Raw genomic sequence first — 21,709 nt, 5'->3', positions numbered from 1 at the left:
AAATAAGTCAGTTTAGTTATAAAATTTAACTATTATTTACCACTTATAGCATTTTTTACTAACTTGTAAACGATGAAAGCCTTTAAGCTATTTGTTGTTTTCTGTTGTTGCTGTTTTATCACAGCAAATTTGTTTGCTCAGGAAGGTGTCAATCCGGATGCTATTGAGAATGACCTCCTCAGGGTTTTTAAAAGGGTAAATTATTATGGCGCTCACAAAAAAGAGTGGAAAGCCATTGATTCCCTCAAAAAAATGAATAGCATATTCGCTTATAAGCTTAAGTACTATACGGCTAAATATCCATATACTATCCACCTGAATTTTACCGCGCTAAAAAAGGAGCGCCTGGTTATAGCCACCGCTGCAGATGGCCTGTTCCGTACATATTCATGGGATACCAACCTGGGTACTAACGGGTACGATTTTGATAACGTATTGCAATACAGCGTTAAGGGAAAAACCTTTTCCCTGTTAAAAATGGATCCGCCGGGCAAGGAGGCTTACTGGTACCCTAAAATATACACCTTTGCCGCAAACAATAAAACGTATTACTTAGCGGTATATAATTCCATTCTTTCGGCCGCTAAAGCCGCGCAGGGCATCCGGGCTTTTGCCATCGAAAACGGGTTATTAAACGGACGGGTACCGATGGTAAAAACACCTACAGCAGTATTAAGCAGGTTATATTACGAATACAGCCTGCAATCGGTAGCCGACTGGGAAGCCTTCCCAAGTATATATTTTGATAAAGAAACTAAAACTATCCATACCCCCCTGGTTGATTACAGCGGCAAAATGACCCATAAACTTATTACCTATAAATTTACCGGAAGGTTTTTTGAGAAGGTAAAGAATTAACTTAGCGGAATGATATCCTTCGCCCACCGTGTTTTTATGGAAGTTGCTGCTAATTTGAGTTTCTCAAAAGCGGCGCAGGTACTGTTTGTAACCCAACCGGCCATCAGTAAGCACATCAAAGCGCTGGAAGATCAGTATAAGGTGCCGCTGTTCGAGCGTAAAGGCAACAGCATCCTGCTCACCGAAGCCGGCAGCAAGCTTAACGAATACCTGCAGCAAGCCACCGAGATTGAGCGAAAAATAGAATATGACCTATCGGTATTAAGCAACCTATCGCAGGCTGCCGGGCATTTGCGTTTAGGGGCCAGTACTACCATCGCACTTTATATATTGCCATCTATACTCTCAGGTTTTCAGCGGGAGTACGCCAATGTGGATGTACAGCTGGTTAACCGAAACTCCGAATATATTCTGAATGCCCTGCTTAATCACGAGGTGGATATTGGCATCATCGAGGTTGATAACAAACTCACCACCGTATCCTACAAGCCATTCATGAGCGATGAGGTGATCCCGGTATGCTCGGCTAAAAGTCAGCTGGCGGGCAAATCATTAACCTTAAAACAGTTTGTAAAAACACCATTGGCCGTAAGGGAGCGCGGTTCGGGTACGCTGAACGCGGTTTTGAAATCGCTATCCGCATTGCACATTAAACCGGCAGATCTATCGGTAAAGATCCGCCTTGGCGGCACCGAAGCACTAAAAAATTTCCTGCTGGCCGATCAGTGCCTGGGCTTTATGCCACGTCCCTCCATTATACGTCAACTTGCCGAGGGCGACCTGGTGGAGGTACCTATAGAGGGCCTAAAGATCACCCGTGATTTCTTCTTCATCCGCCGTAAGGGTACAGAAGATTACGGGTTAACGAGCAATTTTATCAATTTTGCATTGCAGCATATAGAGGGTAAATAATCCCTCAAACTTACCTTCTTTCAATTTAAAATTTTCTAAAACCATCTCCTTTTTTGCCTGTAGTTATATAGTAAGTTAATTTTTGTATTCAATAATTAATATAATTATGACAAACTTAAATAATCGTAAAGTAGCAATCCTTACCGAAGAAGGATTTGAACAAGTAGAATTAACAAGCCCAAAAGCGGCACTGGAGCAAGCCGGCGCTATTGTACATGTGATATCACCAGAAAGCGGCAAAATAAAAGCCTGGAACAAGACCAATTGGGGTATCGAAATAAATGTCGACAAACAATTAAGCGAGGTCAATCCCGATGATTATGATGCTTTGGTGCTTCCAGGTGGCGTCCTCAATCCCGATAAATTGAGGCAGAACAGAGATGCCGTGGCTTTTGCATCCGCATTTTTAGATGAAGGTAAACCGGTAGCAGCTATTTGCCACGGCCCGCAATTACTTATTGAAACGGGATTGATTAACGGCCGTAAGCTTACCTCATACGCATCCCTGCAAACCGACCTTAAAAATGCAGGTGCCAATTGGGTTAACCAGGAGGTTGTTGTTGATAACGGCCTGGTGACCAGCCGAACACCCGCAGATCTGGATGCATTTAACCGCAAAGTAATTGAAGAAATTGCCGAAGGGGTACATCACAGCGCGTAAAGATAATTCCTAACAAAACCTCTTGTAGTCCTGCGTTCCGAAGGGAAGTATCGGTTATTCGCTCTTTACAGTCTACGAATCGATGCTTTCTTGCGGAAGGCAGTATGACGAGAGGCATTAGCCTTACTTAAATTTATTCTTCAAAGCCGCCAATTTTATAGCTATATCCGTTTCTGGTGCAGGCTCGGGTCTTTTATTAAATTGTGGTTTATTTCCCGCAGGTCGCCTGTCCTCATTCCTTCTTTCGGATGGATTGCTTTTATCATTTTCTTTCATTGATAGCGCAATACGCTTGCGGTTTACATCAACTTCAGTAACAGTAACCTCTACTTTTTGATGCACCTTCAGCACTTCATTGGGATCTTTAATAAAGCGGTTGGTGATCTGGCTTAAATGTACAAGTCCATCCTGGTGTACGCCAATATCAACAAAAGCACCAAAATTGGTAATGTTGGTTACTATGCCAGGGAGTTTCATTCCCACTTTCAGATCGCCAATAGCGTTTACGCCGTCGGTAAAACTGAAAGCCTCAAACTGCTCACGCGGGTCGCGGCCCGGTTTGGCAAGCTCGGCCATGATATCATTCAGCGTAGGCAAACCAACCGTTTCTGATGTGTATTTCTGCAACGGGATACTCCTGCGAATAGCGGCATCGCCCATCAGGTCCCTCACCGTACATTTCATATCTTTGGCTATTTGCTCCAATAAGCTGTAACGCTCCGGGTGTACCGCGCTGGAATCGAGCGGGTTTTCAGCATGATGGATTCGTAAGAAACCCGCTGCCTGCTCAAAGGCTTTTTCGCCCAGGCGGGGAACTTTTTTAAGCTGATCGCGGCGTTTAAAAGCGCCGTTCTGATCGCGGTACTCCACAATATTTTGTGCCAATTGCGGCCCAAGGCCCGATACATAAGCCAGGATCTGTTTAGATGCTGTGTTCAACTCCACACCAACAGCATTCACGCAGCTCATCACAGTATCATCCAATGATGTTTGCAATTTATTCTGATCCACATCGTGTTGGTACTGACCTACACCGATTGATTTTGGATCGATTTTTACCAGCTCGGCCAATGGATCCATCAACCTTCTGCCGATAGAAACCGCGCCTCTCACTGTTATATCTTTATCCGGGAATTCCTCTCTTGCCACATCAGATGCAGAATAAATAGAAGCCCCGCTTTCGTTCACCATAACTATGGCTACGCCTGGCAGGTTAAGGTTGCGCACAAACAACTCCGTTTCGCGACCTGCGGTGCCGTTGCCTATGGCAATAGCTTCGATGTTATATTTTTCGAACAAGTGTTGTACTGTTTTCTCAGCCTCTCTTGCCTGGCCTGCACCCGTATGCGGATAGATGGCCGTATTCTCTAACAGCTTACCCTGTTCATCCAAACAAACCAGCTTGCAGCCTGTACGGAAGCCCGGGTCAATGGCCATTACCCGTTTTTGGCCAAGCGGCGCGCCTAACAAAAGCTGACGGGCGTTTTCGGCAAAAACACGAATAGCCTCTTCATCTGCTTTCTTTTTGGTAAGCAGGCGCACCTCTGTTTCCATAGATGGTTTCAGCAGGCGCTTATAGCCATCGGCAATGGCTTGTTTTACCTGGTCGGCAGATGGATTGCTGGCTTTAACAAAGCTATCTTCCAACGCGGCAATAGCCTCCTCTTCGGCGGGTTTAATATCCAGCCAAAGAATCTCCTCTTTTTCGCCGCGGCGCATAGCCAGGATGCGGTGTGATGGGGCCGATTTTACAGGCTCGGTCCAATCAAAGTAGTCTTTATATTTAATCCCCTCCTGCTCTTTGCCTTCAATAACTTTTGATTGAAATGTTCCCTTCTCCACAAACAATTCACGGATGCGGGTACGTACTTCTGCATTTTCGCTCACGGTTTCGGCAATAATATCCCTTGCACCGGCCAATGCTTCCTCGATACTGTTTACGCCTTTTTCAGCGTCAATAAATACAGCGGCTTCGGTTTGCAAATCGGCTTTGCGTTGCTCCAGCAGCAAATCGGCCAATGGCTGAAGGCCTTTTTCGCGGGCAGCGGTAGCGCGGGTTTTGCGTTTTGGGCGATAAGGCAGATAAATATCCTCCAGGGTAACCATGGTCTCGGCTTCATTGATCTGCTTTTCCAATTCGGGAGTTAATTTCCCCATATCGGTAAGCGATTTCAGGATGGCCTCACGGCGTTTATCCAGGTCGCGCAGTTGTTGTGCCCTGTCGCGGATCTCGGCAACCTGCACTTCATCAAGCGTGCCGGTAACCTCTTTGCGGTAACGGGAAATAAACGGAACGGTTGCGCCTTCATCAAGCAAAGCAAGGGTTGCGCTTACCTGTTTCTCTGAAATAGAAAGCTCTGCAGCTATTTTTTTAGAATGAGATATCATACATCAAATTTCGGACTGCGAAGTTGAGAAGAATACCTTTACAATTCAAAAAAAGATTGTTAACAATTGAGGGGGGCCCTTTACATATATGTAGCTTTCCGGTGCGGTATTCTGTAGCTACTGCATCGGCTTTCATTTAAAAAATGCAAACCGGTGTCAAGGATGGCTCGGTTAAACGCTACATCAACTTCTTCATTCATGGTACAGAAATGAATATTCCCATACTGACAGATACTTATCAAAGCATTAAAATCCTGGTCACTAAAATGAGGAGTAAATACAATCCCATTACACCTAACCAACCAAAATATATGTTTCAAAAATTCAAGTACATCTATACTATCAACTTGAATAGCACCATTAAAGCTTTTGCTTATCTTGTGTTGTATCAAATAATCTAATCCTTGTTTAACGGGTTTGTAATCATGATCTCTGAACAGCCATGGAGAAGTTGTGTCACCTAAAAACGACAGCTCCCGAAACTCCAATTTCTTAATTAATACAGACAGCCCTATCGATACATTTCTACATATTCCTATTGTAGATCTGCCTTCAGCATAGAGAATATAGTTGTTATACGTTTGGGGGAAGAAGTATTTATTCCTGTAATAGCTGGCTACAGGAAAATCTGGGTTCTTTTTCAAAAAAATTTTTCGCGGGATCTTTTTTATCATCTCAGAAACTCTGTTTAAAAATTATCCTTCACAATCTTATTGATCGCTCTCCCCCAAAACTCACCCAACGCAACCGCGCCTTGTTTATTAGGATGCAGGTAAAATATTCCTTGTTTCCCATTCTCCGGGATCAGATCTGTTAAGTGATGCTTCCTGAAATATTTAAAAGCCCTTTTATCGCCACAAAAACATGTTTGGGGCTTATCGTTGAATAGCTTGTTGCCAGGCTATCAATTTTAGGTATATAACTTTGCAGCCTGATTAAACCTTCCTGCAAATACTTCGAACCGTTTTGAGTATTGGGACTATACCATATGGGATGCTGCAATACGATGATGGCTTTTGGAAAATCAGCCAGCAGTTTATCGATAATGGTTTTTACATTCTGGATATAATTTTCGGGCGATACCGGTGCGCCGCGTGGGCCTTGTATCGCGCTGTCGTTAGTACCCAGTTTAACCGAAAAGATCAGTAACGCCTCCTTGTCTGTAAAAGCATTGGCTGCTGTTTCAACTTTAGTAAATGTATCGCCTGCACCGGGCAAAAAGTTGAGTGTGGTATAACCGCTGTGGCCCTGGTTACTAAACTCAACTGCTCCCAAATTTTCTTGTTTACGTAAATAAGCAACCGCGGTAGCGGGTGGCGCATCATTAGCAGCATCGGGCAGTTGAACGCCCTGGGTTATGCTGTTGCCGATAAAAACAATGTTGAGGTTTGGCTTTTTATCCTGGGCAAAAGAGGATAAAATGGAAAATAACAGTATAGTTATTGATAAAAGATATTGTTTCATATTGTTATTTTTTTTCCTTTCAGGAAAGAATCATACATTCCATTACTTTTTAACCCCGGTAATTCGCTCACCACTTCACGCCCATATTCCAAAACATAAAAGCCCATTTATCAACCTGCCCGCTTATAACCTGCGCGGTTGACTGGCCTGCGCCGTGCCCGGCATTTGTTTCAATCCGGATAAGTACAGGCTCGGCCCCTTTCTGGTATTCCTGCATGCGCGAACCAAATTTAAAAGAGTGGGCAGGCACTACCCGGTCGTCATGATCGGCAGTGGTAACCATAGTTGCAGGGTATTCCCGCGGCTGTAATGCATGGTATGGTGAATACTTATACAGGTATTCAAACATTTCTTTTGAATCTTCGGCTGTTCCATAATCATAACTCCAGCCTGCACCCGCAGTAAACTTGTTATAACGCAGCATATCCAAAACGCCCACAGCTGGGAAAGCTACCTTAAAAAGATCAGGCCGCTGCGTAAGCATAGCGCCTATAAGCAATCCCCCGTTTGAGCCACCAGAAATAGCCAAATGCTCTTTTGAAGTGTATTTGTTTTTGATGAGATATTCGGCAGCGGCAATAAAATCATCAAACACGTTTTGTTTTTTCATTTTAATCCCCTTGCGGTGCCAGGTTTCGCCATACTCGCCGCCGCCACGCAAGTTGGGTACAGCATAGATACCGCCATGCTCCAGCAGGATAATATTTGACGTACTGAATGCCGGGGTTAGGCTTACACCAAAACCTCCATAAGCATATAGTAATGTAGGGTTTTCGCCATTAAGTACTGTACCCTTTTTGTAGGTGATGATCATTGGGACCTTTGTTTTATCCTTCGACGTATAAAACACCTGTTTGGATTCGTACAGTTCAGGATCAAACTTTACCCCCGATTTTTTGTAGACGGTTGATTGCCCGCTTGCGATATCAAGCTTAAAAATTGTTGGCGGGTAAACGTAGCTGGTAAACGTGTAATAGGTTTCTTTTTCCTCCTTTTTAGCTCCAAAACCCGCTGCAGTACCTACCGATGGCAGGGTGATAGTACGCTCCAGCTTTCCGTCCATATCATATTGCTGTACAAGCGAAGTGGCATCTTTTAAATACTCGGCGAAGATTTTTCCACCAGCCGTACTGGCGCTTAATACATTCTTTGTTTCGGGGATAAGGTTTTTCCAGTGGGTAATGGTAGGGGTCTCCGCATCCACCGTAACAATTTTAAAGTTTGGCGAATAAATATTAGTGATGATGTACAACTTGCCGCCCACATTATCCAATACCGAATGCTGGTTATCAAAATTATCAACCACGTTCACAATCTGGCTGCCCGGTTTGCCCAAATCCTGAATGTAAAGCTCATTCCCCGTGGTTGATGTAGCCGCACTAATCACCAAAAAGCGTTCATCCTCGGTAAGGTAAGCGCCTATATACCTCCGGGGTGTTTTATCGCCACCAAAAATGAGTTTATCGGTGCTCTGCGGTGTACCCAGTTTATGATATTGTGTAAGCCCCGATAGCTGGCTGCCCGCCTTGGGTTTATCATAACTGCTGTAGTAAAAACCATCGGTACCTCTCCAGGCCAGGCCGCTGAATTTTACATCGATAAGCGTATCGCCCACCACACTTTTATCACTTGTCTTTATCACAATCACCTTCCGCCAGTCTGATCCCCCTTCCGAGACCTGGTAGGCGGCCAGGTCGCCGTTTTTTGTAAAGTCTATCCCTTGTAATGATGTTGTACCATCGGCCGAGAATTTGTTGGGATCCAAAAATATTTCGGGGGCGCCTTTATCACCCAGCTGGCGGTATAATACGGATTGACTTTGAAGCCCGTCGTTCTTATAAAAGTAGGTGTATTTACCTTCTTTAAACGGGGCGCTGTACTTTTCGTAGTTCCATAGCAGCTCCAGGCGTTTGCGCATTTCTTCGCGATAAGGGATCTGTTGCAGGTAGCCTTGGGTAACTTTATTTTCTTCTTTTACCCATGCTTTGGTATCGGCAGCCTGGTCGTTTTCCAGCCAGCGATAGGGATCGGGCACCTGGGTGCCAAAATAAGAATCAATGGTATCAACCTTTTTTGTTTGGGGGTATAACAGTGCTTTAGTATTCATTAGTTGTGCGTAGGTATAGCTGCAAAATAAAACAGCTAATGCAAATAAACAGGTTGTTTTTTTCATCCGGATTTAAATTACAGGGAACTAAAGATAGGGATTTGAGCCAAATGCCAGCAAATGATTAAGTCAATAAAGGTTAAAAGTTGTTAATTTTGCCCATTTCTGCCATTTAATTGAGCGGGGCAAGCTATATTAGCAGCCGTAATTAAAATGAGGCCTCTGCTGATGCTTTTGCCTGTTGGCATGTATAATTATTTATTGGCGACTGGTTTTTTATTATCAGTACGGGCAATTATAATAATGCATTTTTTTACACGTTTGCTAAACCAAATAACAAGGGCAAAAGCAAACCTTATTTATTATTAGGACTATTAAAACATGAAACAAACTTTTACACTTTTTGCTGCAGCTTTTTGTATGCTGATAGCGCTTAACTCAAAAGCCCAGGATATTAAAGAGGATGATGATGTGGCTCCCGAAAAATCTAAAAGCTATATAAGTTTAGGTGCAGGTTTGTCGAAACCATTTGGTGCATTTAAAGTAGCTGACTATAGCAATCCGAAAGCTGGTTTTGCAAAAAAAGGTATAGTTTATTCTTTAGACGGTGCTCATTACTTTTTTAAGCGTGTAGCTTTAGGCTACACCGTAAGCTATCAGGACCAGGGAAACTTAACTTACGATGATGATGCAAAACTTTCACAAGGATACACAGACGATTATATAGCCGATGGCTCGATAGTTACTGCCAACAAGCGCTACAGAAGCCTTAATGTTTTATTAGGGCCACAATACACTTTGGTATGGCATGCTTTTTCCTTCGATTTCAGGGCATCGGCCGGGGCAATAAAAAGCTTTGCAACACCACAGGTAGCGGTACAGATACAAGGAGTAGATGCGCAAACCGGAGAGTTTATTCAGCAAAGTTCAAATAAATTCGCATTTGCTTATGGTGGTAGTGCAGCCATCCGCTTAAATACCGGCGCGGGATGGGGCTTATTTTTAAAGGGAAATTACATTAACTCAACCGGACCAAAAATCACTTACACCGGTCGTACACTTGTTCTTGGCCGCACGGTTGCTAAACAGCCAATCACCGAGGGCCAAATGTTGTTTGGCTTGTATAAAGAATTTTAATTAAAACACTAATTGCACGAATTTTGCGAATTACAAAATGATTAGATTGGATCTATCCCATTTAAGAATTCGTGAAATTCGATTCAATTGTAGCCCGCTTCCAAGTATTCGTGCCTCTTATTAAAATTCGTGAAATTCGATTCAATTGCAGCCCGCTTTCAGGTATTCGTGCTTCTTATTAAAATTCGTGAAATCCGATTCAATTGTAGCCAACCTGCAAGCATTCGTGTTTATTGATTTTTATCCGGAGCAGAGGCTATATCGTCATCAAGATTTAAAGTAAAGGCGGCCTCCGAGGCCCGGGTTGCGGCATCAATACCGGCTGTATCGGCAATATCCTTATCCAGGCGTTCATTACCTGTATCCTTGCCTTCATTCTGTTCATATTCATTACCGGGATCTTTTTCATCCTGGCTATCATCAAGATTTGGATTTTCGGGAAGTGGCATAATTTTTATTGTTTAATATATAATTTATAACCCTCAAGATAGCCCGTTGTTTGCTTGTATGCCCAAATAATCTGTGCAGATGAGGTATATTTTCAGTTTCATGTTTTAATATTTTTCCCTTCCCCCTTCGCCGGGTTGGGCTGAGGTTCATTTTTTCCTTTCATCGTTTAAATGTATTTTTGCAGGTATGCCAACCCGTAACAAACTTTATTTTGCTTCTGATTTTCATTTAGGTACCGGCGGATACGCAGCCAGCCGCGAACGCGAAGACAGGATAGTACGCTGGCTGGATACCATAAAAACCGATGCCGCCGAACTGTTTTTAATGGGCGATGTATTTGATTTTTGGTTTGAATATAAAACTGTAGTACCCAAAGGATACATCCGTTTTTTGGGCAAACTGGCCGAACTTACCGATGCAGGTGTAAAGCTTTATTTTTTTAAGGGCAACCACGATATGTGGATGTTTGATTATTTAAAAAATGAGCTTGGTGCAACCATCATCAGCGATGAATTAGTTATTGAACGTAATGGGAAAAAGCTTTTTCTTCATCATGGTGATGGACTTGGACCAGGCGACCGGTTTTACAAGGTTTTAAAAAACTTTTTCCGCAGCGGTTTTTGCCAATGGCTATTTGCCAGGGTACATCCTAATTTGGGTGTGGGCATAGCCAACTATTGGTCAACCCATAGCCGCATAAGCAATCAGAAGAAAGAAAACCCTAAACCCGGAGAACAGGAATGGCTGGTTAGCTTTTGCCGGGAGGAATTGAAGACTAACTATTACGACTATCTTATTTTCGGCCACCGCCATTTACCGCTGGATATACAACTTACACCCCAAACCCGCTACATTAACCTGGGCGAATGGGTGAACTACTACACCTACGCCGTGTTTGATGGCAATGAGCTTAAGCTGGAATATTTTGAAAAGTAAATGGTTAATAGTCAATAAAAGTCTTTGACAATCCACTATAATCTACTGACTTACTATTTCAGCAGAACTTACAATCCCCTGAAAAAATATATGCACTAAAATGCGTATTTTTGTGCGTTTTTTGAAGCAAGCCTATAAACCGACCGAAACGTGACGCATTTCTTAGCCGGACCATCACCCAGGATAGCTGCTTCAATTAGCTATTGAAAACAGATTATGTTAGAGAAATTAGAACTGATATATCAACGCTGGAAAAACGTTGAAGGTGAATTGAGCAATCCTGAAGTTATGCAGGACATGAAGCGCTATGCCCAGCTGAATAAAGAATATAAAGACCTGGCCAAGATTGTTGATGAGTACAATATTTACCGCAACATCATGAGCAATATTGACAGCAACAAAGAAATTCTGGCTACCGAAAAGGATGAAGAATTTCGTGAAATGGCTAAATCTGAGCTTGACGAACTGCTAACCCAGCAGGAGGAAAAAGAAGAGCAGATCCGTTTGATGCTGATCCCTAAAGATCCGGAGGATTCTAAAAATGCCCTTGTGGAGATCCGTGGCGGAACAGGTGGTGATGAAGCAGCTTTGTTTGCCGGCGATCTTTACCGCATGTACATGCGCTATTGCGAAAAACGTGGCTGGAAAACCGAACTGGTTGATTATACCGAAGGTACAAGTGGTGGCTACAAAGAAATTGTATTCAACGTAAACGCCGAGGATGCTTATGGTACCTTAAAATATGAATCGGGTGTGCACCGCGTACAGCGCGTGCCGGATACCGAAACGCAGGGCCGTGTGCATACTTCTGCCGCATCTGTTGTGGTATTGCCCGAGGTTGATGAGTTTGATATTGATTTGCAGGTGAGTGATATCCGTAAGGATCTTTTCTGCGCCTCAGGCCCGGGCGGACAATCGGTGAACACCACCTATTCGGCCGTGAGGTTAACCCACATTCCTACGGGAATTGTGGCACAATGCCAGGATCAAAAATCGCAGTTAAAAAATTACGATAAAGCCCTGCAGGTATTACGTTCAAGGGTTTATGAAATGGAGCTGCAAAAGCACCTCGAAGAAACATCAAAAAAACGTAAAACCATGGTTTCCACCGGTGACAGATCGGCCAAGGTGCGTACTTATAATTATCCCCAGGGTCGCTTAACCGAGCACCGTATAGGGTTAACCATATACAACCTGCCCGGTGTATTAAACGGCGATCTGCAGGAAATAATGGAAGCATTACAATTTGCCGAGAATGCAGAAAAGCTTAAAGAAGGAACTGTTGTTTAAGCCGAATACTTAAAACTAAAGACAGAAAGTTTTTTTTCGAAAAAATTTATATCAAAGGCTTTGAGCATCGTGCTTAAAGCCTTTTCTTTTACCCCAAAAAAGCTTTCTGCCCTCAGCTTTGTGCTTTAAGCTTTTTTGTACCTTTAATACCATGGAAGAATCTGAAAAACTTGATCGTATTATCGAGGCCCGGATGAAACTTAAGGCCCGATTTGAAGAAAAGATGAAGCTTACACCTTCTGTTGCTGATGATACACCACGCGGATCGGGCAAGATAAACAGGCATGGCATGCCGGTTGTTCCAATTGGGCAAACCATCACAACAAAATGGCCCGTGCTCGATCTGGGTTATCAACCCAATATACCTACCGATCGCTGGCGGCTCACTATAGATGGCGCCGTTGAAAACCCGGTAAAGCTCTCCTGGAAACAGTTTATGGATTTGCCGCAAACCAAAGACACATCAGATTTTCATTGTGTTACCACATGGTCGAAACTGAATATGTCATGGAAGGGAGTAAGCCTGCTTGACCTTGCCGCATTGGTACACCCTCATGAAAATGCTACCCACATCATGTGCTATGGATACGATACCTACACTACCAATATTTCGCTTGAGGAAGCCTTAAAACCCGATGTGTTATTGGTGCATACTTTTGAAGGGCAACCTTTACCAATTGAGCATGGCGGACCAGTACGTATGATAACCCCGCAGCTATATGCCTGGAAAGGCTCCAAATGGATAAAGCGCATTGAGTTTTTAACCGAAAACCAATTAGGCTTTTGGGAAGACCGGGGTTACTCAAACACTGCCTACCCCTGGCGTAACGACAGATATAGCGATTAGCTGAAAGCTTAGGGTTAAAAGTCCAAAGCTTCGTCAAAAGGCCTTTAGCCTTTATGGTTTCCCGGTTATTTTTGCAGATTGCTCAAGTTCGCTTGCCACCGCATCATCAAAATACAGGCGGAATATTACCCAGTCATTTTTAGGTTTGTAAAACATAAATGTAAACCTTAGCGGCTGTGTTTGGTGTTTTACAAGGTAGCTGTAAAGTACAAAACTGTTTGATGCCTTACGCTGCGCAATTAAATCTTTACCAAGATAAGGCCCCATTACACTGCGCGTGGTATCTATTTTAGTTATCAATTTTATCAGGCTGTTGGTATCAATAAGCGGGTTGGTTTTAAAAATATCCAACATCGCTTTTGTGGTGCTTTCCTTATCGTAGCTTTTAAAAAATCTATCTATCAGGATAACCGGTGTAATAATCCCGGCTGCCGGTGCTTTAACTGCGGTTTCAGCCTTTACTACTGGCGGTGCGGTTTGGGCAGATGCACTACCGTAAATAGCTGATGCTAATAAGATGAAAGAAAAGGACTTTATGCCTTTTAAAAGGAGATTTCGCATGCTCATGGTGTTTGTGTGCCTAAAATAGGGAAATTATGCAAGATGGCGTATATCAACCAATTTTAAAATACGGTTCGCGATGTTAAACCCGTCAAAATTTACAGGAAGATTATTTTGACGATCAATGATGCGCGATTTATTTTGCTATCCGCTGCTTTATCAAAAACACAGAAACTGCTACTATGCCGACAGTATTATGTCCAGTAATTCCATTACTAATACTGTAGAAATTTATGCTCAGCATCACTAAAAAAGAGGCCGGTAAATAGCTATAATGTCCGATGCTGTTTTGCCATGATCTAAATTATTGATATTTAGATTAAAAATCAGATAGCAGCGGCTACCTTTTCTTCAAAAATTCGGTTTTTAGCACAATGCTCATGCCGTCAATTTTGCAATCCACTTCTTTATCATCATCGGTAAGGCGAATCTTTTTTACCAATGTGCCTTGTTTAAGGGTGACGCCGCCACCTTTAACTTTTAAGCTTTTAATCAGCGTTACCGAATCGCCGTCATTAAGGATGTTGCCGTTGCTATCTTTTACGTTTGATGTTTCCATTGTTGGTTGTATAAAAATAAAGAGCCCGGTACTTAAATACAGGGCTCTTTGTATATTTAAATTTAAAGGCGACAAGAAATCATGTCAATCCTAAAATCGTGTTATTATTTAGTAACGTACATTACCTCTTTAACTGCTTTAATAACCCTTTCCGGATTTGGCAGGTATTCCTGTATTAAAGTTGGTGCATAAGGCAATGGCACATCGCCACCCATAATACGCAGAATAGGCGCATCAAGATAATCAAAAGCGTCTTTTTGTACTTTAAAAGCAACCTCGGTGGCTATTGAGCCTAAAGGCCAGCTTTCCTCAATGATCACTAAACGGTTTGTTTTTTTAACCGAATTGATAACAGTTGCATAATCAATAGGGCGTACAGTGCGTAAGTCGATTACTTCGGCATTGATACCTTCTTTTGCCAGTTCGGCAGCAGCGGCAATAACTACTTTCATAATCTTACCAAAACCTACCAACGTTACATCGGTACCTTCGGTTACTACTTTAGCTTTACCTATTTCAATATAGTAGGTTTCTTCAGGCACTTCACCTTTATCGCCGTACATTAATTCTGATTCCATGAAGATAACCGGATCAGGATCAAGTATTGCTGATTTTAATAAGCCTTTTGCATCGTATGGGTTTGATGGAACTATTACTTTTAAACCAGGGCAGTTGGCGTACCAGTTCTCGAAACACTGACTGTGCTGTGAGCTAAGCATACCTGCATTGCCGGTTGGGCCGCGAAAAACGATTGGCACAGAAAACTGGCCACCGCTCATCGACATGATTTTGGCCGCGCCGTTGATGATCTGGTCAATGGCCACTAACGAAAAGTTAAAGGTCATGAACTCGATAATAGGGCGCAATCCATTCATAGCCGAACCTATGCCTATACCGGCAAAGCCTAATTCAGAGATGGGCGTATCAATAACGCGTTTTGCACCAAATTCATCCAGCATACCCTGGCTTACTTTATAGGCTCCGTTGTATTCAGCAACTTCTTCACCCATTAGGTATATTTTATCGTCGCTGCGCATTTCTTCGACCATGGCCTCTCTTAGCGCTTCTCTGAATTGTATTTCTCTCATTATATTATATAAAATGACGTTTTTTGCGACCGCAAATATAATCACTAATGTGTGAAATGCAATTACAGCCCACGTACTTTGCATTTTTAACACATATATTTTACAAAATGTAGTTGCATTGGTGGCTTAAACCCCGTCACAATGAAATTTTCGTCAATAAAAACACCGGCCAATGGCTTTTCATTCACTATAAAACGCTATCCTTTCAAGTTTGCTTTAATGGGCACAGTTGAAGTCGAGCTGCGCCACGGAAGCTTTCCGCACGTATCTAAATAAAATAGATGCCGAAACCTTAACTCAACTGTATAACCAGTGGTTCACCTTGCATTTCTTTAACCGATTTGGCCATCCGTTTAATAAACAGGTAATTAGTAGTGCCACCAATTACAGCGCCTACCACAGGCACTAACCTTTCGGCAGTGCGTACACCTAAATTCAGGATTATTTTTTCGGCAATGCCCTCCATCATGGTTTTGGTTAGGGCTACGCCTGTTTCTACCTTAAATGAAATAGCAACCAGTTTCATAAATTCTTCAAAACCCATCTGGTAGCTGCCCCTGTTATAGTACATAATAGCCATAGTAACCCTGAATTGCTGGGTTATCAGGTTCAGCACATCAACGGGCATGCCTATTACCATGGTTAAAACACCGCCGCTGCCGGATATAGCGCCTGTGCCCGCCGCCATGATGGCACATTGGTTAATAAATTTATCTAAACCAAGCTTATCAACGCCGTTTTTGATCTTGAATTGATCTATATGATCAAATACTTGTTTAAATCCATCGTGCGAGAGCTGTTCAGAGTAGCGTCTTATATCGGTGCCTGCTTTTTTTAATGATACCATTGGATTATTGAGTTAAATGTAACGGATATAAATCCTTATAAACTTATCCATGCTATTCCCGTGCCAGTTTATTTGGTTGTCAAATGTGGCAGGTTATTAGTCGGTATTATGTAATTAAGTTATAGGTATAAACAGGTAATCACATAACTATCATGGCTGTTTCGTAAATTTGCGGTTCATAAAAAATTTTAAGTTCAGTTGAAAAATAACATTCTTATTGTTGATGATGTACACCCCATTTTTATGGAGCAGGCCGAAGCCAGGGGATACCAATGCGATTACAGGCCCACAATAAAAACCGAAGAAGCTTTGCAGATCATTGGCAATTACGCCGGGCTGGTTATCCGCTCCAAATTTTTGGTTGATAAAAAAGTAATTGATGCAGCCACCAGCCTGCGTTTTGTTTGCCGGGCAGGCGCCGGCATGGATAATATCGACGAAGCTTATGCCATAGAGAAAGGCGTTACCCTTATAAATGCGCCCGAAGGCAACTCTGACGCTGTAGGTGAGCATGCCATTGGCTTATTACTTTCCCTGATGAACAACCTTAACCGAGGCAACGCCGAGATCAGGGCGGGCAAATGGGATCGTGAAGGGAACCGGGGCTATGAGCTAAAAGGCAAAACAGTGGGTATTATTGGTTATGGCCATATGGGGCGTAGCTTTGCCCGTAAGTTAGCCGGTTTCCAGGTTGACGTAATTGCTTATGATAAATACAAAACCGACTTTAGCGACAAATATGCCCGTGAGGTAAGCATGGAACAAATAGTTAAAAATAGCGATGTACTTAGCCTGCATATTCCCCTCACACCAGAAACCAACGCACTGGTGGATGACGAATACCTGTTCCATTTTAAAAAGCCTATATTTTTCATTAATACCTCCCGGGGTAAAACGGCTAAAGTAAGCGCTGTGCTGAATGCCATTAAGCAAGGCAAAATTTTAGGCGCCGGATTGGATGTACTGGAGATGGAAAAATTCCCTGCCCTTACCCAACAAGCCTGGTTTGACGAACTGCGACAAAGTGATAAGGTTATACTTAGCCCTCACGTTGCCGGCTGGACGTTTGACTCGTACCGAAAGATTAGTGAAGTAATGGCCGAGAAGCTGATTAATTTGATTGATTGAAAATAAATAAGTGCCTGCAGCTTAACCAAGCCAACTCTATCAACCATTCACTGCTCTCCATCAAAAAAATTTGGATATTAAAACTTAAATCACTTATCTTCGTTAAATACACAAACAAGACTATGTAGGCATGCCCATATAGTCTTGTTTGTTTTTATAGTCATTGCGTCCTTCTTAAAAAAGGGAGGGCGGTTTTTTTTGGATAAACATTAGGATAAACAATAATTAATTTACGTGTTATGGCAGAGGTATCATACTTTACCAAAGAAGGTTTAGAGAAATTAAAAGAAGAATTACAAAAGTTAAAAACAACCGGACGGTCGGACATATCAAAGGCCATTGCCGAAGCCCGCGATAAAGGCGACTTATCAGAAAACGCGGAATACGATGCCGCAAAAGAAGCCCAGGGGCTTCACGAAGCTAAAATATCCCAAATGCAGGAAACACTGGCAAATGCCCGTTTATTGGATGAATCTAAACTGGATTTATCAAAGGTGCTTGCCTTATCGATAGTAAAAATAAAGAACCTGAAAAACGGCGCCACTATGAGCTACCAACTGGTAGCAGAAAGCGAAGCCGATATGAAAACAGGTAAAATATCTGTAGCATCGCCTATTGCAAAAGGCTTGCTGGGCAAAAGGGTAGGCGAAAAAATTGAGATCACGGTACCTGCCGGAAAAATTGAATTTGAGATTCTGGAAGTGAGCAGGTAGTTTTAATTTACGAATTTGAAGATTTGATAATTTGAAAATGGTTGAAAAGCTATTAATTTTCAAATCCTCAAATTTTCAAATTGTTTAATCAATAGATAATGACCATCTTTTCAAAAATTATCGCAGGCGAGATTCCGGCACACGTTGTGGCCGAGAGTAATGAGTTTCTGGCTTTTTTAGATATTAGTCCGCTGGCCGAAGGGCATGTACTGGTGATCCCTAAAAAAGAGGTCGACTATATTTTCGATCTGGATGATGAAACCTATACCGGCTTGCAAATCTTTGCTAAGATAGTAGCAACTGCTATTAAAAAAGCCATTCCCTGCAAAAAGGTTGGTGTCGCGGTTATTGGCCTGGAGGTGCCTCACGCACATATCCACCTTATCCCCATGAACCAGGTAAATGATCTAAACTTCTCTCGTCCCAAATTGAGCTTTACCAACGAGGAGCTAAGCGCTACCAAGGATAAGATAAAAGCAGCATTTTAAATATGTTAATTTGAAGATTTGAAGATTTGAAAATTGATTGATTCATTTTCAAATCTTCAAATAAACACATTTTCAAATTCTTCAAACTACCCTCTTCGCGTTATCTTTCACAAAAGTATCCCACCCGGAATATGATTTTTTACTGCCTGGGCCATACTTACTCCCGGTGGTCATCCTTTGAAAGGAGTGACATACAGCAACAGCAAGGCCATCGGTAGCATCTAAAAAGTCGGGCGTTTCTTTAAAGGTGAGTAAGTTTTGCAGCATGGCGGCTACCTGCTCTTTGGTAGCGTTACCATTGCCGGTTATTGATTGTTTTATTTTACGGGGAGCATATTCTGTAATATCCAGATTGCGTGATAGCGCAGCAGCTATAGCCACCCCCTGCGCCCTGCCCAATTTAAGCATTACCTGGATATTTTTGCCATAAAATGGCGCCTCAATAGCCAGGCAATCTGGGTGGTAGTTATCAATAAGTGCAACGGTTTTTTCAAAAATGCGCTGCAGCTTCAGCATATGGTCGTCCAGCTTCTCCATTTTTACAACACCAAGGGCAATAAGTGCTATTTTAGGACCGGTTTCCTTAACCAATCCGTATCCCATAACTGCTGTTCCGGGGTCGATGCCTAAAATTATCCTCTCTTTTGTGTTAGCCTGCTGCATACCCTTCAAAGTTAACCAATCAAAGCAAACTATTGTGCAAAACGGCTATATATTGCTCCCGGTTTATCATCCTTGCCCCCATTGATTCCAGGTGACCGGTATGTACCTGGCAGTCTATCAATTTAAACCGATTGGTTTCACACAAGTAGATTAGTGCTGCTTTTGATGCATTGCTAACGCGGCTAAACATGCTTTCGCCACAAAAAACTGCGCCAACCCACATGCCATATAAGCCACCTACCAACCTGTTTTGCTCCCACACTTCAACGGAATGGGCGTAGCCATCTTTATGAAGTTTAATGTATGCAGCCTGCATATCATCGGTTATCCAGGTGCCGTCCTGGCCTTCACGCGGGGCTATTGAACAAGCTTTTATCACTTCGGCAAAGCAGGTATTGGTGGTAACCCCGAACTTACCAGAGCGCAGCACCTGCCGCATTGATTTAGAGATCTTCAACTCCTGTGGATAAAGCACAAAACGCTCATGCGGCGAATACCAAAGGATGGGTGTATCATCACTATACCAGGGGAAGATTCCATTTTGATAGGCTAATAATAAACGATCGGTTGATAGGTCGCCTCCTACAGCTAAAAGCCCGTCTGGTTCGGCCAGCTCGGGCTCAGGAAATAGTAAACGTTCATCAAGCCTGAATATCATCAGGGGCAAATTTAAGCTTTGCGGCGTATCACCAGTTTTTTATTTTGCGCTTTGGCAACAGCGTCCATATAAACCTGCATTTCGGTGTATTTAGCAGCGGGGATAATATAATTGTTAAGATTAAACTTAGCAGTACTTATCACCTGGTTTTTGGCAGCATCATAAGCATATTTTACATCATAGGTGCCATAGCTAAATTTTAAGCTTTGGCTGGTTGGCAGCGTTTCTAATTCAAAACCGGCAGGAAGGTCAATTGTGGTTATGCACGATTTTTGCAATGGCGTGTCGAAATAAAAATCATTTTTCCTCTTTTCCTCAATTGGCACTGTGTTTTGCCAAAGGGAAAACACGCCCGGTCTATAAAATTGCTTATCTCCTGTGGCTATGTCGCAAAACTTATCGTACTCCAGGATGATATCCACTTCTTTAATGCCATCCTTATCTGTTGCAGGTTTAAAATCAAATACAGATGGTTGCTTCATATGCAGATCGCGTATGATATATTCTTTTTGCTCATCTGTTTTTAAAGCGGCAATCCCTATGTAATCAGACCGGTATATCCCTGTACTAAATATTTTTAATTGTGCTTTAGCTCCGCCATCGGCATCCAGCACAATATGAACTTCACTATTAAACTGGTTATCGACAGCTAAGCTTCGGGGTGTATTTATTAGCCTGCCTCCATTTTCGGTAATTATTAAAGCCTTGGTGTTTTGTGTGGATGGATCTAACTTTCCAAAGGGTCTTGTATTGCTTGTGCACTCAAGCCAGGTAGTATCATTTTTAAAAGGGATACACAAAACAGCATGATTAAATGTGTTGGCCGGAAAAGCGGCATCAATAGGCTCGCTGTTACTTGCAGACCTGATGATGGTATAATAAGAATCAATATTAACGGCTTTGAGCAATGCACGCATATAATTAGACAAGGCTTTACAATCGCCGTACTTTTTCTGGTCCACAAAGGTTGCAGGGAAAGGTTTATATCCGCCAATACCCAATTGAATACCTACATACCTCATGCTTTTTTGCATATAGTTATACAAAAAACGAGCCTTATCTTTATCCGTTTTAATTGAGTCAGTCATCTTTTTTATCTCTGCTGAACGCTCGGGGCTTAATATGCACACATCGCCATTTAGTGATTTAATCCAGTTACCAAAAGATTGCCAGCTACTAAAATCACCAGGGTAACCATAGCAATCAAATGAGCTTGCAGCAAAAGAAATTTTTGGTAAAATAGTCCAGGCTAAAACATGCTCTTCTTTTTTAATTGCTTTCAAATTTTGAACCTTCCACAAATAGCTATCTAAACCATCGGCATTCTTTTTTTCGGGTTTGATGTTTGTGTTGGTATTTTTAAACCGAAGGCCAACTGAGGGACTAAATGAAATTTTATAAGACGAAAACTGAACAGATTGCTCAACCTGATTCTGAATATACCAGCTACCTAAACCTATAAAGCTACTTTCATCTTCTTCATAAATTTTCTCAATTGTAATTGGATAGGCCGCGATAGCATGCCTTACAGCCAGAAACCTTTCGTTTGTAACCATGGTTTCATCATCAGCGGCAGAGCCGTCATACATATCGCTTTTACGATATTTTTTTATTTGCTTGCCAGATGCATCAAAAATATTCATCTCGATATTACTATAAGAATCATATTTTTTATTGTAACCCATCTCCAATATAGCTTCACTATCGTCCTTTTCGTTTAGAATAGTTACAATGCTATGATGTTTCAGGAGCATTTTCCCCGGGCCTTTCACAATTACCTCATCATTTGAATACCTCAGCACCGAATTTGCGTCCTCCTTCAAAGAATCAGGAATGGTTGCTGCGATATATAAATCTTTAGGAATATTTTTATCCTGACTATAACCTTTACTGTATAGCGCACATAAGGCCGTTGTAATGAACAGCAGCCTGGTATAATATTTAATAAACATAG

The 21,709-nt window shown here is 42.3% G+C and carries 23 protein-coding genes; 11 read left to right on the top strand and 12 right to left on the bottom strand.

What is annotated here, in order from left to right:
- Nucleotides 1–72: 72 nt before the first annotated feature.
- The 3 genes from AC1DQW_RS04600 to AC1DQW_RS04590 all read left to right on the top strand — a co-directional run bounded on the left by AC1DQW_RS04600 (nt 73) and on the right by AC1DQW_RS04590 (nt 2,431).
- Nucleotides 73–858, top strand: a complete 786-nt coding sequence (locus AC1DQW_RS04600; protein ID WP_477453040.1) for a hypothetical protein — start codon at nt 73–75, stop codon at nt 856–858.
- 9 nt (nt 859–867) lie between these two features.
- Nucleotides 868–1,770, top strand: coding sequence for a LysR substrate-binding domain-containing protein (locus AC1DQW_RS04595; protein ID WP_477453039.1), 903 nt, complete (start codon nt 868–870; stop codon nt 1,768–1,770).
- Nucleotides 1,771–1,876: 106 nt separating this feature from the next.
- Nucleotides 1,877–2,431 (top strand): type 1 glutamine amidotransferase domain-containing protein, encoded by a 555-nt coding sequence (locus AC1DQW_RS04590; RefSeq protein WP_477453038.1) that lies wholly within the window; start codon nt 1,877–1,879, stop codon nt 2,429–2,431.
- A gap of 123 nt (nt 2,432–2,554) precedes the next feature.
- Here AC1DQW_RS04590 and AC1DQW_RS04585 read toward each other — a convergent pair whose 3' ends face one another.
- The 4 genes from AC1DQW_RS04585 to AC1DQW_RS04570 form a co-directional block, all read right to left on the bottom strand.
- Nucleotides 2,555–4,819, bottom strand: a complete 2,265-nt coding sequence (locus tag AC1DQW_RS04585; RefSeq protein ID WP_477453037.1) for a Tex family protein — start codon at nt 4,817–4,819, stop codon at nt 2,555–2,557.
- An 80-nt stretch (nt 4,820–4,899) separates the two neighbouring features.
- Entirely contained in the window at nt 4,900–5,493 is a 594-nt protein-coding gene (locus tag AC1DQW_RS04580) for a hypothetical protein (protein WP_477453036.1), read from the bottom strand.
- Between the two features lie 139 nt (nt 5,494–5,632).
- Entirely contained in the window at nt 5,633–6,283 is a 651-nt protein-coding gene (locus AC1DQW_RS04575) for an SGNH/GDSL hydrolase family protein (protein ID WP_477453035.1), read from the bottom strand.
- Between the two features lie 67 nt (nt 6,284–6,350).
- On the bottom strand, nt 6,351–8,390 hold the full coding sequence (locus AC1DQW_RS04570) for a prolyl oligopeptidase family serine peptidase (RefSeq protein WP_477453034.1): 2,040 nt from the start codon (nt 8,388–8,390) through the stop codon (nt 6,351–6,353).
- A gap of 381 nt (nt 8,391–8,771) precedes the next feature.
- Between AC1DQW_RS04570 and AC1DQW_RS04565 the strand changes: the two genes are divergently transcribed.
- The gene (locus tag AC1DQW_RS04565) at nt 8,772–9,527 is read left to right on the top strand and encodes a hypothetical protein (protein WP_477453033.1); all 756 of its coding nucleotides are present in this window, start codon (nt 8,772–8,774) and stop codon (nt 9,525–9,527) included.
- A 230-nt stretch (nt 9,528–9,757) separates the two neighbouring features.
- On the opposite strand, the gene AC1DQW_RS04560 is transcribed toward AC1DQW_RS04565, so the two are convergent.
- Nucleotides 9,758–9,976 carry a hypothetical protein gene (locus tag AC1DQW_RS04560; RefSeq protein ID WP_477453032.1) on the bottom strand — a complete coding sequence of 73 codons (219 nt, stop codon included), beginning with the start codon at nt 9,974–9,976 and terminating at the stop codon, nt 9,758–9,760.
- Between the two features lie 187 nt (nt 9,977–10,163).
- On the opposite strand from AC1DQW_RS04560, the gene AC1DQW_RS04555 reads away from it, so the two are divergent.
- The 3 genes from AC1DQW_RS04555 (at nt 10,164) to AC1DQW_RS04545 (ending at nt 13,050) form a co-directional block, all read left to right on the top strand.
- Nucleotides 10,164–10,913, top strand: a complete 750-nt coding sequence (locus AC1DQW_RS04555; RefSeq protein ID WP_477453031.1) for a UDP-2,3-diacylglucosamine diphosphatase — start codon at nt 10,164–10,166, stop codon at nt 10,911–10,913.
- Between the two features lie 216 nt (nt 10,914–11,129).
- Nucleotides 11,130–12,203 (top strand): peptide chain release factor 1, encoded by a 1,074-nt coding sequence (prfA, locus tag AC1DQW_RS04550; protein ID WP_477400731.1) that lies wholly within the window; start codon nt 11,130–11,132, stop codon nt 12,201–12,203.
- A 151-nt stretch (nt 12,204–12,354) separates the two neighbouring features.
- On the top strand, nt 12,355–13,050 hold the full coding sequence (locus AC1DQW_RS04545) for a molybdopterin-dependent oxidoreductase (protein WP_477453030.1): 696 nt from the start codon (nt 12,355–12,357) through the stop codon (nt 13,048–13,050).
- Nucleotides 13,051–13,101: 51 nt separating this feature from the next.
- On the opposite strand, the gene AC1DQW_RS04540 is transcribed toward AC1DQW_RS04545, so the two are convergent.
- The 3 genes from AC1DQW_RS04540 to AC1DQW_RS04530 all read right to left on the bottom strand — a co-directional run bounded on the left by AC1DQW_RS04540 (nt 13,102) and on the right by AC1DQW_RS04530 (nt 15,258).
- Entirely contained in the window at nt 13,102–13,617 is a 516-nt protein-coding gene (locus AC1DQW_RS04540) for a hypothetical protein (protein ID WP_477453029.1), read from the bottom strand.
- 334 nt (nt 13,618–13,951) lie between these two features.
- Nucleotides 13,952–14,170, bottom strand: a complete 219-nt coding sequence (locus tag AC1DQW_RS04535) for a zinc ribbon domain-containing protein YjdM (RefSeq protein WP_310504195.1) — start codon at nt 14,168–14,170, stop codon at nt 13,952–13,954.
- Between the two features lie 104 nt (nt 14,171–14,274).
- Nucleotides 14,275–15,258 carry a pyruvate dehydrogenase complex E1 component subunit beta gene (locus AC1DQW_RS04530; RefSeq protein WP_477453028.1) on the bottom strand — a complete coding sequence of 328 codons (984 nt, stop codon included), beginning with the start codon at nt 15,256–15,258 and terminating at the stop codon, nt 14,275–14,277.
- A gap of 141 nt (nt 15,259–15,399) precedes the next feature.
- Here AC1DQW_RS04530 and AC1DQW_RS04525 point away from each other — a divergent pair, with 141 nt between their 5' ends.
- Nucleotides 15,400–15,534, top strand: coding sequence for a hypothetical protein (locus AC1DQW_RS04525; RefSeq protein WP_477453027.1), 135 nt, complete (start codon nt 15,400–15,402; stop codon nt 15,532–15,534).
- Between the two features lie 16 nt (nt 15,535–15,550).
- On the opposite strand, the gene AC1DQW_RS04520 is transcribed toward AC1DQW_RS04525, so the two are convergent.
- Nucleotides 15,551–16,105, bottom strand: coding sequence for a hypothetical protein (locus tag AC1DQW_RS04520; protein ID WP_477415967.1), 555 nt, complete (start codon nt 16,103–16,105; stop codon nt 15,551–15,553).
- A gap of 198 nt (nt 16,106–16,303) precedes the next feature.
- Between AC1DQW_RS04520 and AC1DQW_RS04515 the strand changes: the two genes are divergently transcribed.
- The 3 genes from AC1DQW_RS04515 to AC1DQW_RS04505 all read left to right on the top strand — a co-directional run bounded on the left by AC1DQW_RS04515 (nt 16,304) and on the right by AC1DQW_RS04505 (nt 18,434).
- Nucleotides 16,304–17,233 carry an NAD(P)-dependent oxidoreductase gene (locus AC1DQW_RS04515; protein WP_477453026.1) on the top strand — a complete coding sequence of 310 codons (930 nt, stop codon included), beginning with the start codon at nt 16,304–16,306 and terminating at the stop codon, nt 17,231–17,233.
- Nucleotides 17,234–17,472: 239 nt separating this feature from the next.
- A complete protein-coding gene (greA, locus tag AC1DQW_RS04510) occupies nt 17,473–17,946 on the top strand; it encodes a transcription elongation factor GreA (protein ID WP_477415971.1) in 474 nt (157 codons plus the stop codon).
- A 95-nt stretch (nt 17,947–18,041) separates the two neighbouring features.
- A complete protein-coding gene (locus AC1DQW_RS04505) occupies nt 18,042–18,434 on the top strand; it encodes an HIT family protein (RefSeq protein ID WP_295718304.1) in 393 nt (130 codons plus the stop codon).
- An 81-nt stretch (nt 18,435–18,515) separates the two neighbouring features.
- Here the strand turns inward: AC1DQW_RS04505 and ruvC are convergent, their stop codons facing one another.
- From ruvC to AC1DQW_RS04490, 3 genes are read right to left on the bottom strand one after another with little or no spacing between them, the layout of a single operon-like run.
- Nucleotides 18,516–19,097, bottom strand: a complete 582-nt coding sequence (gene ruvC / locus AC1DQW_RS04500; protein ID WP_477453025.1) for a crossover junction endodeoxyribonuclease RuvC — start codon at nt 19,095–19,097, stop codon at nt 18,516–18,518.
- Nucleotides 19,098–19,116: 19 nt separating this feature from the next.
- A complete protein-coding gene (aat, locus tag AC1DQW_RS04495; RefSeq protein ID WP_477453024.1) occupies nt 19,117–19,755 on the bottom strand; it encodes a leucyl/phenylalanyl-tRNA--protein transferase in 639 nt (212 codons plus the stop codon).
- Between the two features lie 11 nt (nt 19,756–19,766).
- The gene (locus AC1DQW_RS04490; RefSeq protein WP_477453023.1) at nt 19,767–21,707 is read right to left on the bottom strand and encodes a DUF3857 domain-containing protein; all 1,941 of its coding nucleotides are present in this window, start codon (nt 21,705–21,707) and stop codon (nt 19,767–19,769) included.
- Nucleotides 21,708–21,709: the final 2 nt, after the last annotated feature.

Source organism: Mucilaginibacter sp. P5_A4, from assembly GCF_056400605.1.
The sequence above is the reverse complement of the archived record's forward strand: the minus strand, read 5'-3'. Positions and strand labels throughout refer to the sequence as shown.

What these genes read in the sequence shown, in the direction of transcription:
- AC1DQW_RS04600 (WP_477453040.1), top strand. Translation starts at nt 73, where the DNA reads ATGAAAGCCTTTAAGCTATTTGTTGTTTTCTGTTGTTGCTGTTTTATC.
- AC1DQW_RS04595 (WP_477453039.1), top strand. Translation starts at nt 868, where the DNA reads ATGATATCCTTCGCCCACCGTGTTTTTATGGAAGTTGCTGCTAATTTG.
- AC1DQW_RS04590 (WP_477453038.1), top strand. Translation starts at nt 1,877, where the DNA reads ATGACAAACTTAAATAATCGTAAAGTAGCAATCCTTACCGAAGAAGGA.
- AC1DQW_RS04585 (WP_477453037.1), bottom strand. Translation starts at nt 4,819, where the DNA reads ATGATATCTCATTCTAAAAAAATAGCTGCAGAGCTTTCTATTTCAGAG.
- AC1DQW_RS04580 (WP_477453036.1), bottom strand. Translation starts at nt 5,493, where the DNA reads ATGATAAAAAAGATCCCGCGAAAAATTTTTTTGAAAAAGAACCCAGAT.
- AC1DQW_RS04575 (WP_477453035.1), bottom strand. Translation starts at nt 6,283, where the DNA reads ATGAAACAATATCTTTTATCAATAACTATACTGTTATTTTCCATTTTA.
- AC1DQW_RS04570 (WP_477453034.1), bottom strand. Translation starts at nt 8,390, where the DNA reads ATGAATACTAAAGCACTGTTATACCCCCAAACAAAAAAGGTTGATACC.
- AC1DQW_RS04565 (WP_477453033.1), top strand. Translation starts at nt 8,772, where the DNA reads ATGAAACAAACTTTTACACTTTTTGCTGCAGCTTTTTGTATGCTGATA.
- AC1DQW_RS04560 (WP_477453032.1), bottom strand. Translation starts at nt 9,976, where the DNA reads ATGCCACTTCCCGAAAATCCAAATCTTGATGATAGCCAGGATGAAAAA.
- AC1DQW_RS04555 (WP_477453031.1), top strand. Translation starts at nt 10,164, where the DNA reads ATGCCAACCCGTAACAAACTTTATTTTGCTTCTGATTTTCATTTAGGT.
- prfA (WP_477400731.1), top strand. Translation starts at nt 11,130, where the DNA reads ATGTTAGAGAAATTAGAACTGATATATCAACGCTGGAAAAACGTTGAA.
- AC1DQW_RS04545 (WP_477453030.1), top strand. Translation starts at nt 12,355, where the DNA reads ATGGAAGAATCTGAAAAACTTGATCGTATTATCGAGGCCCGGATGAAA.
- AC1DQW_RS04540 (WP_477453029.1), bottom strand. Translation starts at nt 13,617, where the DNA reads ATGAGCATGCGAAATCTCCTTTTAAAAGGCATAAAGTCCTTTTCTTTC.
- AC1DQW_RS04535 (WP_310504195.1), bottom strand. Translation starts at nt 14,170, where the DNA reads ATGGAAACATCAAACGTAAAAGATAGCAACGGCAACATCCTTAATGAC.
- AC1DQW_RS04530 (WP_477453028.1), bottom strand. Translation starts at nt 15,258, where the DNA reads ATGAGAGAAATACAATTCAGAGAAGCGCTAAGAGAGGCCATGGTCGAA.
- AC1DQW_RS04525 (WP_477453027.1), top strand. Translation starts at nt 15,400, where the DNA reads ATGAAATTTTCGTCAATAAAAACACCGGCCAATGGCTTTTCATTCACT.
- AC1DQW_RS04520 (WP_477415967.1), bottom strand. Translation starts at nt 16,105, where the DNA reads ATGGTATCATTAAAAAAAGCAGGCACCGATATAAGACGCTACTCTGAA.
- greA (WP_477415971.1), top strand. Translation starts at nt 17,473, where the DNA reads ATGGCAGAGGTATCATACTTTACCAAAGAAGGTTTAGAGAAATTAAAA.
- ruvC (WP_477453025.1), bottom strand. Translation starts at nt 19,097, where the DNA reads ATGCAGCAGGCTAACACAAAAGAGAGGATAATTTTAGGCATCGACCCC.
- aat (WP_477453024.1), bottom strand. Translation starts at nt 19,755, where the DNA reads ATGATATTCAGGCTTGATGAACGTTTACTATTTCCTGAGCCCGAGCTG.
- AC1DQW_RS04490 (WP_477453023.1), bottom strand. Translation starts at nt 21,707, where the DNA reads ATGTTTATTAAATATTATACCAGGCTGCTGTTCATTACAACGGCCTTA.